The organism is Pseudomonas khorasanensis (assembly GCF_014268505.2).
Classification (GTDB): Bacteria; Pseudomonadota; Gammaproteobacteria; order Pseudomonadales; family Pseudomonadaceae; genus Aquipseudomonas; species Aquipseudomonas khorasanensis.
Window position 1 is genome coordinate 701,546 of the sequence record NZ_JABWQP020000001.1, and the last position, 13,372, is coordinate 714,917.

The window sequence follows — 13,372 nt, forward strand, 5'->3', positions numbered from 1 at the left end:
GCTCAATGGATTCATTAGCAGAGTTTATAACCGCATTAAGCACTCATTAGCTAATCAAAGCCTCATGCCTGCGCAACAATACGTCCATCCGGCCTCATGGCGTGCGCTTGCGCCTGCCTGGCTCTTCTTTGCTGAAGGACGCCCCATGAAAAGACTCTTCGTACTGCTCGGGTTTCTCCTGAGTTCATTCACTGCCCTGGGAGCCGATATGTCCCACGGTGCCGACAATTTTTTCAAGAGCGACAAAGTGACCGTGCAGAAGGTCAGCTTCAAAAATCAGTATCAGCTTAATGTGGTGGGCAACCTGTTCATCCCCAAGGGGCTGGACCCGGCGGCGCGCAGCGCGGCGATTATTGTCGGCCACCCGATGGGCGCGGTGAAGGAGCAAAGCTCCAATCTCTACGCGCAGAAGCTGGCGGAGCAGGGCTTCGTTACCCTGTCGCTCGACCTGTCGTTCTGGGGTGAAAGTGAAGGCGCACCCCGCAACGCAGTGCTGCCGGACATGTACGCGGAGGATTTCAGCGCCGCCGTCGATTACCTTGGCACAAGGCCGTTTATCGACCGTCAGCGCATCGGCGTGCTGGGCATCTGCGGCAGCGGCAGCTTCGTGATCAGTGCGGCGAAAATCGACCCGCGCATGAAAGCCATCGCCACGGTCAGCATGTACGACATGGGCGCGGCAAACCGTGACGGCCTCAAACATTCGCAAAGCCTTGAGCAGCGCAAGCAGATCATTGCGCAAGCGGCGGAGCAACGTTACGCCGAGTTCACGGGGGGCAAGATCGAGTACACCGGCGGCACCGTGCTGGAGCTCAAGGACGACACTCACCCGATCCAGCGCGAGTTCTTCGACTTCTACCGCACCCCGCGTGGCGAGTTCACTCCGGCCAGCTCAACGCCGCAACAGACCACGCGCCCGACGCTGAGCAGCAACACCAAGTTCATTAACTTCTACCCGTTCGTCGATATCGAGAGCATTTCACCGCGGCCGATGTTGTTTATCGCCGGTGCCGACGCCCACTCCCGCGAGTTCAGCGAAGAAGCGTTTCGCCTGGCGGGTCAACCGAAGGAACTGGTGATCGTGCAGAACGCCGGCCACGTCGATCTGTACGACCGGGTTGAGCTGATCCCCTTCGCCAAGCTGACTGAGTTCTTCAAGAGCCACTTGAAGTAATCCTCACTGCGACGGAGCACAGCCATGCACGTTCTCGCAAGAAAACAGGAGAGCCATTGATGTTCCAGACATCGCTGCATCAGCATCGCCTGCTTCGAGCCGTGGCCCTCGGCTGCGCCATCCTCGCCGGTGCAGTCTGCGTGCATCCCCTCTGCGCCAATCCCTCCCTCTCACCGGAGAAACCGACCATGAACGAACAACCCCTGACCCTTAAACAACTGGCAATAGCGCCGATCGCTGCCAACATGGCGATCGGCGACATGCCGCGCTTGCACGACGCGCTGAATCACGGTCTCGACGCCGGGCTGACCCTCAGCGAGGTCAAGGAAGTCCTCGTGCAGCTGTACGCCTACGCCGGTTTTCCGCGCAGCCTCAATGCCTTGTCATTGTTGATGAAGGTCGTTCAGGAACGTGCCGAACGGGGCATCGAAGACGCGCCGGGGCGTGAGCCCGGTCCGGTTCCATCGGGGCACGCGCTGACCGAACTGGGCACCGACAATCAAACACGCCTGGTCGGCGCGAGGGTATCCGGCCCGCTGTTCGAGTTCGCGCCGGCGATTGATCAGTTTTTGAAGGTGCACTTGTTCGGCGACATCTTCGCCCGGGACAACCTGCAATGGACTGATCGCGAACTGGCCACGGTTGGTGCGCTCGCTGCGATGGCTGGGGTGGAATCGCAACTGGAGGCGCATTTGAAAATAAGCCTGAATGTGGGACTGACGGCCGAGCAGTTGCGGCAGGTGGCCGCTGAGTTGCAGGCGTGTGGGGATGTGCAGGCTGCGGAGCGGGTGGTGGCGGGGCTGGACAAGATCCAGCGGTGAGGGCGGCACAGGTTGATTACAACCCTGTTACGGCCATTCGTATTATGAGCGCTGCCGCCGACTCGCTCCCGGCGAGTCTCCCGTCATGCGCTTGAACGCACGACTGAAAGCCGCTTGGGAGGTATAGCCCAGGCGCTGCGCCACTTCTTCGATCGGCATCCTTTCCAGCGTCAGCCACTGGCTGGCCAGGCGCATGCGTAGTTCGGTGGTGTAGCGCAGCGGCGGGGTGCCGAGTGTGGTCTGGAAGCGTTCGGCGAAGACCGAGCGTGAGGTGTTGCAGAGCGCTGCGAGTTCGGCGACGGTCCAGTCGCGGCCCGGTTGTTGGTGCAAGGCCAGCAAGGCCTTCGCCAGACGTGGGTCGCGCAGGGCGGCCACGAGACCGGAGGCATTGCCGCAAGCGCATTCGACCCAGCCGCGAACAATCATTGCAGCCACTACGTCGGCGAGGCGAGCGAGTATGCCGGCGAAGCCGATGCGCGCTGCGCTGACTTCGCGTTCCATGGAGGCGAGGATCGGCATAAGTCCTGGATAGCGCTGGCCGCCTGCGTCGATCAGCATAACTCCCGGCATCAGCCGACCGAGGCCTTGCAGGGTGCCGAGTTCGAACTCCATACAGCCACTGAAGAGCAGGGCGCTATCGCCGGGATCGGTGCTTTGCCCGACCTGCACCGCGCACACCGTGTCGCCGAGTGGCGCGGCGACGGCGCTGTCAATGTCCTGCACTTCGGCGCCTGCCTGGGATAGCAACTGGTGCGCGGCGCCATGGGCAATAAATACCGCATTGCCCGCTGACAATTCGTACATGCTGCCGTCTTCAAACCGCAACACCGCCGATCCAGCGGCCACGAAGTGAAAATACGCATGGCCGGATTTGTCGCTGAAACCGAGGCCATACGGCGCAGCGGCGTGGATCCGTCGATACTGCACGCCACGCAGACGCATGCTGCGCAGCAACTCAGTGATGAGGTCCGAGGACATCGAGAAGGGATCGGTGCTGCTCATATTCGGGGTTTCGATCAAAAGTTCAAGACTGTGCATCATAGATCATCCGGTTTGCCATCCATAGACTGGCGTCTCGACAATGTCTGAGGAAGTCTTGCGATGAATGATTGTGTCTGTAACGGACAGCCCGGTAAGGGCATCCGCGCGGGTGAGGAGCCGACGACACCTGCGTGGATGGCGGTGTTTTCGCTGGCGATGGGGGTGTTCGGTTTGCTCACGGCGGAATATTTACCGGCCAGCCTGCTGACACCGATGGCGCTGGATCTCGGCGTCAGCGAGGCGTTGGCCGGTCAAGCCGTGACGGTGACCGCAGTGGTGGCGTTGTTTGCCGGATTGCTGGTGCCAGGGTTGACGCGCAGCCTTGATCGGCGGCTGGTGTTGCTCGGTTTTTCGGGTCTGATGATTGCATCGAACCTGCTGGTCGCGTTCTCGTCCAGCCTTACGGTGTTGCTGGTGATGCGAATCCTTTTGGGCATAGCCCTGGGTGGTTTCTGGAGCATGGCGGCGGCCGTTGCGATGCGACTCGTGCCGGCGGCGCTGCTGCCGCGCGCGCTGTCGATCATCTTCAGCGGGATCGCGGTCGGTACCGTGGTGGCGGTGCCGCTGGGCAGTTATCTCGGCGGGCAATTTGGCTGGCGCAGTGCGTTTTTCGCAGCGGCAGCGGTTGGCGTGGTAACGCTGGTTTTTCAAATGTTCACGTTACCGAGTCTGGCGCCCCATCGTCCGTCACGCCTGCGCACTGTACTGGAGGTTTTGCGGCGACCGGGCATTGCCGTCGGCATGTTCGGATGCGTATTGGTGCACACCGGGCACTTTGCGTTGTTCACCTACATCAGGCCATTTCTGGAAAGCACCACGGGCGTCGGTCCGCAGGCTTTGGCACTGATGCTACTGGGTTTCGGCGTGGCGAACTTTGCCGGCACGCTGTTCGCCGGTTGGCTGTTGCAGCGCAGTCCACGCGCAACGTTGGTGCTGATGCCGGTGCTGGTGGGCGTTGCCGCTCTGGCGCTGGTCGGATTACCGGCGTCTGTCACCGGGCAGGTGTTGCTTCTGGCGCTGTGGGGGATGGCTTTCGGTGGTGTGCCGGTCGCATGGTCGAACTGGGTGGCGCGCTCGATACCGGATCAGGCGGAAAGCGCGGGCGGCATGGTCGTGGCGTCGGTGCAATCAGCCATTGCCGCAGGCGCCGCCGCCGGCGGTTCGGTGTTCAGTTTCAGCGGCATCAATGGTGTGTTTGTCGCGGCCGGAATACTGATGTTGCTGGCCGCGTTGCTGATTGCGCTGAAGGTCAACGTCGATCTGCCGGAACCGGGTTCGGCGGCAGCGGCGCCGCTGCACGTGTGATTCGTCAGGGCGCTCCCCAAGTGGCGTTGGCGGGGCACTGAACCCCGCCAACCGCACTGTCCTTAGCTGCGTTTTGGCAGTTTCCAGTTCGGCCGGATGAAGTGGCAGGTGTACCCGTTCGGAATACGCTCCAGATAATCCTGATGCTCGGGTTCCGCTTCCCAGAACGGTCCGGCCGGTTCGATCTCTGTGACCACTCGTCCGGGCCACAACCCCGAAGCATCGACATCGGCAGCGGTATCCTCAGCGACCGCGCGTTGCTCCTCGTTCAGGTAATAGATCGCGGAACGATAGCTGGGGCCAAGGTCGTTGCCTTGGCGGTTGGGTGTGCTTGGGTCGTGGATCTGGAAGAAGAACTCGAGGATCTGCCGGTAACTGATCACGGTCGGGTCAAACACGATTTCGATCGCTTCGGCGTGATTACCGTGGTTTCGGTAGGTCGCATTCGGCACATTGCCGCCGGTATAACCGACACGTGTGTTCAGCACGCCCGGGTAACGGCGCAACAAATCCTGCATGCCCCAGAAGCAGCCGCCGGCGAGAATGGCAGTTTCGGTTTGGGTGGTCATGGTATGTCCTTCCTCTCGGGGATGGTGGGATACGCTCTGTTATGAGGGCGGGTTGGCCGATTCCAAGGGCCTGGACGAACTCAATCTGCTAAGGAAGTCAGCGAAAGTGTCGAATGTCAGGCCGAACAAAACCAGGGCGGACAAGCTATCGGGCGACGTCCGATCGATGCGGCAAAGGATTATGCCCGTTCGCACCGTTTGAGTTTCGTAACGCTTACGACATTCAAAAACGTACCTTGGAACGCACCGCTTTATTCGCGCCTGGGATTCGTAACGCCGCATTGCGCCAGTCGGCCTTACAACAAACTCCACGATACCCCGACATACACGCCCATGCCTTCGCCCGGCGTCGAGCGTGCCGCATCCAGCCCCCTGTCGTCATACCCCGGCGTGACTGTCGCCGCGTAACGCTTGCCGGTCAGGTTGCGCATGTCCACCCAGCCCTGCCAGTCACCCTTCGGCGCGTTGTAGCCCAGCGTGGCGCCGAACAGGGCGTACGGGTCGGCGTAATAGCTGTTCGCGTAATCCACGGCAACTTTGGACACCAGTTGTGTATTCACGGCGGCAAAGAACCCTTGCGGCCAGTCGTAACGTAGCTCGCCCTGGTAAAAATGCATCGGCAAGCCCGGCAGGCGGTTGTCGCCGAAGCGCTCGTCGTCGCGGTAGTGGAAGTCGCTGAAACTGTAAGCCTGACGCAAGCTCAGCTGGCGCCCATCGGCGGCAGTCCAGAGCTTGCTGTTGAGACTGGCCTCGATCCCCTGATGCACGGTTGGGCTGGCGTTGAGTTCATAGGGCGTGACGGCGCTGGCATCCGGCAACACCGAGAGCAGTTCGTGGCGCACTTGCGCGTAGTACCACGCCAGGCTCCATTCACCGACAGCGCTGTCGCCACGACCGCCGAGTTCCAGCGTAGTCGCGGTCTGGTTTTGCAGTTCGATCGGGTCGCGTTGGGTGCCGGTTGCGGCGCCATTGCCGACCGGGAAGCGCACGTTGGAGCTGTAGATCAGCGACCACGGGTGCGGCGCTTCGACGGAGCGGCTGAGATTGCCGAACACCTGCACATCCGGGGTGATCTGGTAACGCAGGCCGATACGCGGTGCGTAGTCCCAGTCGTTGAGGCTGGTTTTGCCGCCACCTTGGGGGTAGGTCACGGCGCTTTCGCGGCGGGTGTAGATGGCGGCAAGGCCTGTGGTCAGCCAGAAATCGTCGGTCAGTTCCAGGTCGTTGCCAAAATGCAAAACGGTGTCCGAGCCCTGATAGGTGAAATTGCGCATGCGCGTCCCCGGCGCATAATTGGCGGTGTTGCCCGTTGGGATGCGCACGAACTCGCTGGCGCCATCGTTGGGCAGGTGCTTGGTCACGCGCAGGCCGACAGTGCTGCGGCTTTCCATGCCGAAAAGGGTGTCGCGGCGTTTGTAGTCGAAGGTGCCACTGACGTCGGTGTAGGCGACCTTCAAACGGTTCGGGCCCTCGCGCAAGTCCATCGGATAGTCGTGGTAGACGAGGCCTGTCTGGAGGCTCGAATCGTCGTCGATGTAGAACGTGGTCTTGTTGCCAATGAATGTGCTGCCCGGCTGTTTGCGGCTGTCGTCGCGCGCGACATACGCCGGGTTGGCCGCCCGTGGACTGTGTTCGATGGAGTGTTTGGTCACGCGCCCGGCCAGGTCGTTGTCGGTTTCGCGATAGCGGAAATAGAAGCGTGTTTCCAGATTCGGGTTGAAGCGATAACCGACGTTGGCGATCAGGCCTGTGCTCTCGCTGGCGGTGTGATCCTGATAGCCGTCAGCGTCGGCATCGGTCAGCGACACGTAATAATCGAAATCACCCAAGACCTGGCCAGAGCTGATCTGGCGCTGCTGATAACCGTGACTGCCGGTGGCGTAGCGCACTTGCAGCTTCGGCGCGGTGTAACCGGTGTGGCTGACGTAATCGATGGCGCCGCCCAGCGCGAGCGAGCCGCGATCAAATCCGTTGGCGCCGCGCAGCACTTCCACATGATCAACCCACAGCGGCTCAAGCAATTCGTACGGCGTGCCGCCCGGGCCGGTCAGTGGCAGGCCGTCGAGCATTGTGTACAGCCCCGACGCGTGTGCGCCGGGGGCGCGGTTGATACCCGAGCCGCGGATGGAGATCTTCACGCCTTCGTTGCCCGCCGACTGCGCGTACACGCCCGGCTGATAGGCCAGCACATCCTGATTACTGGCGACGCGGCCCTGCAATGGCTGGCGCATATCGACCACGTTGGTCCCGCCCGGCACCTGTTCGAGGCGTGCCCTGGCCTCGTCGACCGTTGCATCCGTGCCGCCGCGCTCATCGGCCGAAATCAGCACTTGCCCCAGTTCCAGACCTTGGGTCTCGCCCACCGCCGGGCAGGCCAGGGCCAGGCCGAGCAGGGCGGCGGGCAGGGATTTGGGCGACGGCATCGAGAAAACTCCAGGCAAACTAGGGCGGGCAATGAACAGTGCGACGCAAGAATGAACGAACGAAACACATGGCGATCTGGCTTTTTTACCCGGCGATGGCACACAGCCGGACGTGGATAAACTCATGGATCAGGCGTTTCGGGTCAATAAACAATTCCAGTGGGCTGTTGAAGTGCGAGGACAGGTTCATGGCAAAGGACAGAAAAACTGCACATCCTCTTGTATGGGCTCGCACCTTCAACGGTTTGTATAAACCGTCCATCCGTCGTCTGGCCTGAACCTCTGTCGCGCTGATTTTTCTACCGGGTAAGTCCTTCAGGAGATACCCCATGTTCGATCAGCAAAAAAAGGCATCACTGGCGGCCTGGCGCCAACTGGCGAAGCAGGCGGAGGCTGATCTGGATCCGGAGCAGCAATATGACGAACTGCTCAAGGCTGCCGATGAGATGGAGGAGCTAGGCCTGATCACCAGTGCCGAATGGCGTCAGTTGGTGCGCGATGCCGGCAACGTCTTTACCCTCAACGACGAACAGCCACAGGGCTGAAAGCTGCGAATGGAGGACATCCCATGCTCAGTTATCTGTTTATCGGCGCCAACGATGTGGAGCGTTCGGCTACCTTCTACAAAGCGATTCTGACGCCGCTTGGCTACCGCCATGATCGTGAAGAGCATTATTGTTTTTATCTACCCGACTGCGCCGACAAGTCCAACGGTCCCGGCAGCGTGCATATCTCGCGACCGTTCAATGGCGAGCCGGCGACACCGGGCAACGGTATGATGCCGGCGTTTCGCGCCGACTCGCGGCAGACGGTCGATCAGGTGCACAGAGCGGGGCTGGACCATGGCGGCACCGACGAAGGCCCGCCCGGAACCCGCGAGGCCTACACGCCTGATTTCTATGTCGCCTATTTGCGCGATCCCGACGGCAACAAGCTTGCGGTGTTTTTCAGCGGCTGAATGCCTGCACTGAGCCTGTTGAATCCGCCTCAGGTCACACGGCCCTTTTTACTCACCGGCGACAGCCTGGAAGCACGCAGCAATTGCGCGAAAGCCAACTTGTCGATCGGTCGGCTCATGAAGAAACCCTGCACTTCGTTGCATTGGTCCTTGCCGAGAATCGCCAGTTGCTCCTCGGTCTCCACGCCCTCGGCGGTGACAGTCAGGCCCATGGCCTTGCCCAGCCCAATGATTGCCTGCACCACGGCGCGGTCATTGGTGCCGCTGGTGATCGAGGCGATAAAGCGCTTGTCGATCTTGATGCCGTCGAAGGGATAGGCACGCAGGTAGCCGAGTGACGAGTAACCGGTGCCGAAGTCGTCCATGTTCAGGCGCACACCGAGTTGTTTGAGCGAATTCATGGTAGCCAGCGCACCGTCGGTATCGTTGAGCATCACGTTCTCGGTGATTTCCAGTTCCAGGCGACTGGCCGGGAAGCGCGTTTCGATCAGCACGTCCCTGACGTCCTCGACCACATCGCTCAGGGAAAATTGCGCGGGCGAGAGGTTGACCGACAGCAGGATTTCTTGCGGCCACTCCAGCGCGGTTTCACAGGCTTCGCGCAACACCCAGCGGCCCAGCGGCACGATCAAGTCGGTCTGCTCGGCCAGTGGGATAAACACGTCCGGCCCCAGCAGGCCTTGGGTTGGATGCTGCCAGCGCACCAGCGCCTCGACCGAAACAATGTGCTTGCCATCGACCTTGTAGCGCGGCTGATAGTGCAGGACGAACTCGTTGTGCTTGAGCGCATGACGCAGGTCATCTTCCATTTGCCGGCGCGTCTGAATCTGGTCGCTCATGTGCGCTTCGAAATAGCACCAAGTGTTTTTGCCATCGGACTTGGCCTGATATAGCGCGATGTCTGCGTAGCGGATCAGGTCACTGGCGACGAAGCCGTGACGGCGGCTGAGGGCGATGCCGACACTGGCACCGATGTGCAGAGGGTGCTGTTCGTAGAGGACAGGTTCATGCAGGCTGCCGATCAGGCGCGTGCAGAATTTGTCGATTTCGTTATGACTGTCCATGCCGTTGAGCACCACGACGAATTCATCGCCACCAAGGCGGGCGACGATGTCGTGCTCGCGAGTGCATTCGCGCAGGCGCACGGCGACTTCCTGCAGCACCGCATCGCCGGCCGGGTGGCCCAGCGAATCATTGATCGGCTTGAAATTGTCGAGGTCGATCATCAGCAATGACAGCGGCGGCGCGTGTTCCTTGAGCAGCAGGACTTCGTCCAGATAGCGCGCCAGTTTGTTGCGGTTGGGCAAACCGGTCAGGGCGTCGTGCATCGACAGGTGCTGGATCTGCGCATGGGCGGCGACTTCATCGGTGATGTCGCTGGCGGTGCCGCGATAGCCGACGACGCGGTCCTTGTCAAAAATCGGTCGTGCGGAGAGCCGGCAGTGGCGCGGCTGGCCTGATTGATCTCGGTAAGTACAGCGCAAATCGCCGGCGCTGGTTTCTTCGCTCAGTTTTCGCAGCCAGAGCTCCAGCGGGGTGGTGTCGCACGACAGCAGCTCACCAATATCACGCCCTAGCCACAAGGCCTGCGGGTAGCCCGTGACTTCGCTGAAACGAGCCGACAGATAGGTCAGCGACAGACCGGCATCGACTTCCCAAATCCAGTCCGAAGCGGCTTCGGCAACCGCGCGAAAGCGTTCTTCACTGGCTTCCAGTGCATGATTGGCCGTCTCCAGTGCCAAGTTCGCCGATTGCATCGCATGGATGCTGTTATCGACGTATTGCGAGGAGCGCAACGCGTGGCGGAAGAAATAAGCAGTGAGCAGCATCAACACCAAAAAAGTCGCGCCGAGCGGTGGCACCAACGACCACAACATTTGCTGGCCGGGTCGCTGCAGATCGGCCACCAAGCTGTAGCCGGTGCTGTCGAGCGGCACGCTTGGATGGCCTTTTTCGATGGTGTCATCCGGGGCCAGGGTCAGGTTTGTCAGGCCATAACCGCTGCCGATCTTGCGCAGTTTGGTCGGGGTCAGTTTGTCCACGAACACCAGCACCGAAGTATTTTTCAATTCATCCAGCGGTCGTTCATCGTTGGGAATAATCGCAGCGGCGGTAATCAGCGCCGGCCAGCCTTCAAACAGCGAGTAGCTGCTGACGGGTTTGGTCAGGTCGGGTTGACTCAGGACTTGCTCGACGAGCGCCGAGGCGGGCGCTTGCAGCACCGTGGACACGTCGGTTTCGACCATCTGCCCGCGAATGACCGCGTATTTGGTGCGATTGCGATCAAGCACGAACACGCCGTCATAGCCGTCAGTGGTGAACATGGTTTTGCCCATGTTCTGCTCGGTATACGCCCAATTGATGTCGATTGGTCCGCTCAACGCCTCATAGGCCCTGGTCCAGTAGGCGTAGCTGGTGATGTAGTTTTTCGAGGTGGTGATACGGTTTTCCACGGCACGCCCGGAATAGAACTGTGTTTGCTCCAGATCCTTGGTGTCGAGGGAATTGGCGATGCCGAGCAAGGTGCTGATGGCGGCGATGACGCCAGCGACGAACAGCGCGCCAACGGCAATCGCCAGGCGCCGGGTCACGGCGCGTTGTGGGGCGGGGATTGACGGCGCAGCGAGAGTAACGGCCATGGGCTCGTCCTTGATCCGGTGTCTTGTAAATCTAGAACAATGGCGAGTGCACAATGTTCAGATTGTTGTTCTGGATGGCATCCGGTGGATTTGTTCAAAGTGTAGCGAATTTGCCGGAATTACCAGCACGGCCGGCCAGCGGCGAATCCCGAAAGCACAAGACTTCCAGCGTAAAAACCGGATAATGGCCGCCATTCGTTTAGCCGTATTCTGGTAATCCCGCATGGAAATCAAGGTCAACTTTCTCGACAACCTTCGACTTGAGGCCAAGTTCGACGACTTCACGGTGATCGCCGATCAGCCCATCCGCTACAAGGGCGACGGTTCGGCACCGGGGCCGTTCGACTACTTTCTGGCGTCGTCGGCCTTGTGCGCGGCTTACTTCGTCAAGCTGTATTGCGACACACGTAACATCCCGACGGAGAATATTCGTCTGTCGCAAAACAACATCGTCGACCCGGAAAACCGCTACAACCAGATCTTCAAGATTCAGGTCGAATTGCCGGCTGATATCTCCGACAAGGACCGCCAGGGAATCCTGCGTTCGATTGACCGCTGTACCGTGAAGAAGGTGGTACAGACCGGCCCCGAATTCATCATCGAAGAAGTCGACAACCTCGACGCCGATGCCCAGGCGCTGTTGATGCCGCATTCAGGCGCAGAGGCCGGCACTTACATTGCCGGCAAGGACCTGCCGCTTGAGCAGACCATCGCCAACATGTCGGGCATCCTCGCCGACCTCGGGATGAAGATCGAAATCGCCTCGTGGCGCAACATCGTGCCGAACGTCTGGTCGCTGCATATCCGCGATGCCCATTCGCCGATGTGCTTCACCAACGGCAAGGGCGCCACCAAGGAAGGCGCGCTGGCTTCTGCGCTGGGCGAGTTCATCGAACGCCTGAACTGCAACTTCTTCTATAACGACCAGTTCTGGGGCGAGGAGATTGCCAATGCCGAATTCGTCCATTATCCGGACGAAAAATGGTTCAAGCCGGGTCCGAAGGACGAATTGCCGAGCGAGATTCTCGACGAATACACCCTCGGCATTTACAACCGTGACGGCGAGCTGCGCGGCTCGCACCTGTACGACACCAACTCAGGCAACACCCAGCGCGGCATTTGCTCGTTGCCGTTCGTGCGCCAGTCGGACAACGAGGTGGTGTACTTCCCGTCCAACCTGATCGAAAACCTTTACCTGAGCAACGGCATGAGCGCCGGCAACACCCTGGCCGAAGCGCAGGTGCAGTGCCTGTCGGAAATCTTCGAGCGCGCGGTCAAGCGTGAAATCCTCGAAGGCGAAATGGCGTTGCCGGACGTACCGCAAGCTGTGCTGGAGAAATACCCGAGCATCGTCGCCGGCATCAAAGGCCTGGAAGAGCAGGGCTTTCCGGTGCTGGTCAAGGACGCCTCGCTGGGCGGTGAATTCCCGGTGATGTGCGTGACCCTGATGAACCCGCGCACTGGCGGCGTCTTCGCCTCGTTTGGCGCGCACCCAAGCCTTGAAATTGCACTGGAACGCAGCCTGACCGAGTTGTTGCAGGGCCGCAGCTTCGAAGGCTTGAACGACTTGCCGCAGCCGACGTTCTCCGGTCAGGCGGTCACCGAACCGAACAACTTCGTCGAACACTTCATCGACTCCAGCGGTGTGGTGTCGTGGCGTTTCTTCAGCGCCAAACCGGACTTCGAGTTTGTCGAGTGGGACTTCTCCGGCCAGGGCGAAAACTCCAACGCCGAGGAAGCCACCACCCTGTTCGGCATTCTCGAAGACATGGGCAAAGAAGTGTACATGGCGGTCTACGAGCACATCGGTGCCAAGGCGTGCCGCATCCTCGTACCGGATTACTCCGAGATCTACCCGGTCGAAGACCTGATCTGGGACAACACCAACAAAGCCCTGCAATTTCGGGCTGACATTCTCAACCTGCACAACCTCAGCAAAGTCGGCCTGCGCAACCTGGTCAAAGGCCTGGAAAGTGCCGAGCTGGACGACTACACCGACATCACAACGCTGATCGGCATCGAGTTCGATGACAACACGCCGTGGGGCAAACTGACCATCCTCGAACTGCGCCTGCTGATTTACCTCGCCTTGCAGAAATACGACGACGCCAAAGACTTGGTCGAAGCCTTCCTGCAATACAACGACAACACCGTCGAGCGCGGCTTGTTCTACCAGGCCGTCAACGTGGTGCTGGAGATGGAACTGGATGACGACCTCGAGCTGGCAGACTACGAAGCCAACTTCCGCCGCATGTTCGGCAACGAGCGCATGGACGCGGCGATTGGTTCGGTCAATGGCAGCGTACGCTTCTACGGCCTGACCCCGACCAGCCTGAAGCTGGAAGGACTGGATCGGCATCTGCGCTTGATCGAGAGCTATAAAAAGCTGCATACGGCGCGGGCGAATGTGACGGCTTCGGGGAGCTGAAGCGCTGCCGAAAA

General features: G+C 60.3%; 10 protein-coding genes. 6 read left to right on the forward strand and 4 right to left on the reverse strand.

What is annotated here, in order from left to right; translation table 11 throughout:
* Window positions 1-145: 145 nt before the first annotated feature.
* Together HU727_RS03365 and HU727_RS03370 are read left to right on the forward strand one after the other, a co-directional pair.
* Window positions 146-1,174, forward strand: a complete 1,029-nt coding sequence (locus HU727_RS03365) for an alpha/beta hydrolase (RefSeq protein WP_186528268.1) — start codon at window positions 146-148, stop codon at window positions 1,172-1,174.
* 59 nt (window positions 1,175-1,233) lie between these two features.
* Window positions 1,234-1,995, forward strand: coding sequence for a carboxymuconolactone decarboxylase family protein (locus tag HU727_RS03370; protein ID WP_186528269.1), 762 nt, complete (start codon window positions 1,234-1,236; stop codon window positions 1,993-1,995).
* A 42-nt stretch (window positions 1,996-2,037) separates the two neighbouring features.
* Here the strand turns inward: HU727_RS03370 and HU727_RS03375 are convergent, their stop codons facing one another.
* Window positions 2,038-2,997 carry an AraC family transcriptional regulator gene (locus tag HU727_RS03375; protein WP_225919765.1) on the reverse strand — a complete coding sequence of 320 codons (960 nt, stop codon included), beginning with the start codon at window positions 2,995-2,997 and terminating at the stop codon, window positions 2,038-2,040.
* 99 nt (window positions 2,998-3,096) lie between these two features.
* Between HU727_RS03375 and HU727_RS03380 the strand changes: the two genes are divergently transcribed.
* Window positions 3,097-4,341, forward strand: a complete 1,245-nt coding sequence (locus HU727_RS03380) for an MFS transporter (protein WP_186528271.1) — start codon at window positions 3,097-3,099, stop codon at window positions 4,339-4,341.
* A gap of 62 nt (window positions 4,342-4,403) precedes the next feature.
* Here the strand turns inward: HU727_RS03380 and msrA are convergent, their stop codons facing one another.
* Window positions 4,404-4,910 (reverse strand): peptide-methionine (S)-S-oxide reductase MsrA, encoded by a 507-nt coding sequence (msrA, locus tag HU727_RS03385; protein WP_186528272.1) that lies wholly within the window; start codon window positions 4,908-4,910, stop codon window positions 4,404-4,406.
* A 296-nt stretch (window positions 4,911-5,206) separates the two neighbouring features.
* Window positions 5,207-7,333: a TonB-dependent receptor family protein gene (locus HU727_RS03390; protein WP_186528273.1), complete on the reverse strand. Its 2,127-nt coding sequence runs from the start codon at window positions 7,331-7,333 to the stop codon at window positions 5,207-5,209.
* A 329-nt stretch (window positions 7,334-7,662) separates the two neighbouring features.
* On the opposite strand from HU727_RS03390, the gene HU727_RS03395 reads away from it, so the two are divergent.
* On the forward strand, window positions 7,663-7,878 hold the full coding sequence (locus tag HU727_RS03395; RefSeq protein WP_186528274.1) for a hypothetical protein: 216 nt from the start codon (window positions 7,663-7,665) through the stop codon (window positions 7,876-7,878).
* A 23-nt stretch (window positions 7,879-7,901) separates the two neighbouring features.
* A complete protein-coding gene (locus HU727_RS03400) occupies window positions 7,902-8,291 on the forward strand; it encodes a VOC family protein (RefSeq protein WP_186528275.1) in 390 nt (129 codons plus the stop codon).
* Between the two features lie 29 nt (window positions 8,292-8,320).
* Here the strand turns inward: HU727_RS03400 and HU727_RS03405 are convergent, their stop codons facing one another.
* Window positions 8,321-10,930 (reverse strand): bifunctional diguanylate cyclase/phosphodiesterase, encoded by a 2,610-nt coding sequence (locus tag HU727_RS03405; protein WP_186528276.1) that lies wholly within the window; start codon window positions 10,928-10,930, stop codon window positions 8,321-8,323.
* A 223-nt stretch (window positions 10,931-11,153) separates the two neighbouring features.
* On the opposite strand from HU727_RS03405, the gene HU727_RS03410 reads away from it, so the two are divergent.
* A complete protein-coding gene (locus tag HU727_RS03410; protein WP_186528277.1) occupies window positions 11,154-13,358 on the forward strand; it encodes an OsmC domain/YcaO domain-containing protein in 2,205 nt (734 codons plus the stop codon).
* Window positions 13,359-13,372 lie beyond the last annotated feature (14 nt).

Coding starts and splice junctions, on each gene's coding strand:
- HU727_RS03405 (WP_186528276.1), bottom strand. CDS start 10,930: ATGGCCGTTACTCTCGCTGCGCCGTCAATCCCCGCCCCACAACGCGCC.
- msrA (WP_186528272.1), bottom strand. CDS start 4,910: ATGACCACCCAAACCGAAACTGCCATTCTCGCCGGCGGCTGCTTCTGG.
- HU727_RS03375 (WP_225919765.1), bottom strand. CDS start 2,997: ATGAGCAGCACCGATCCCTTCTCGATGTCCTCGGACCTCATCACTGAG.
- HU727_RS03380 (WP_186528271.1), top strand. CDS start 3,097: ATGAATGATTGTGTCTGTAACGGACAGCCCGGTAAGGGCATCCGCGCG.
- HU727_RS03410 (WP_186528277.1), top strand. CDS start 11,154: ATGGAAATCAAGGTCAACTTTCTCGACAACCTTCGACTTGAGGCCAAG.
- HU727_RS03390 (WP_186528273.1), bottom strand. CDS start 7,333: ATGCCGTCGCCCAAATCCCTGCCCGCCGCCCTGCTCGGCCTGGCCCTG.
- HU727_RS03400 (WP_186528275.1), top strand. CDS start 7,902: ATGCTCAGTTATCTGTTTATCGGCGCCAACGATGTGGAGCGTTCGGCT.
- HU727_RS03370 (WP_186528269.1), top strand. CDS start 1,234: ATGTTCCAGACATCGCTGCATCAGCATCGCCTGCTTCGAGCCGTGGCC.
- HU727_RS03365 (WP_186528268.1), top strand. CDS start 146: ATGAAAAGACTCTTCGTACTGCTCGGGTTTCTCCTGAGTTCATTCACT.
- HU727_RS03395 (WP_186528274.1), top strand. CDS start 7,663: ATGTTCGATCAGCAAAAAAAGGCATCACTGGCGGCCTGGCGCCAACTG.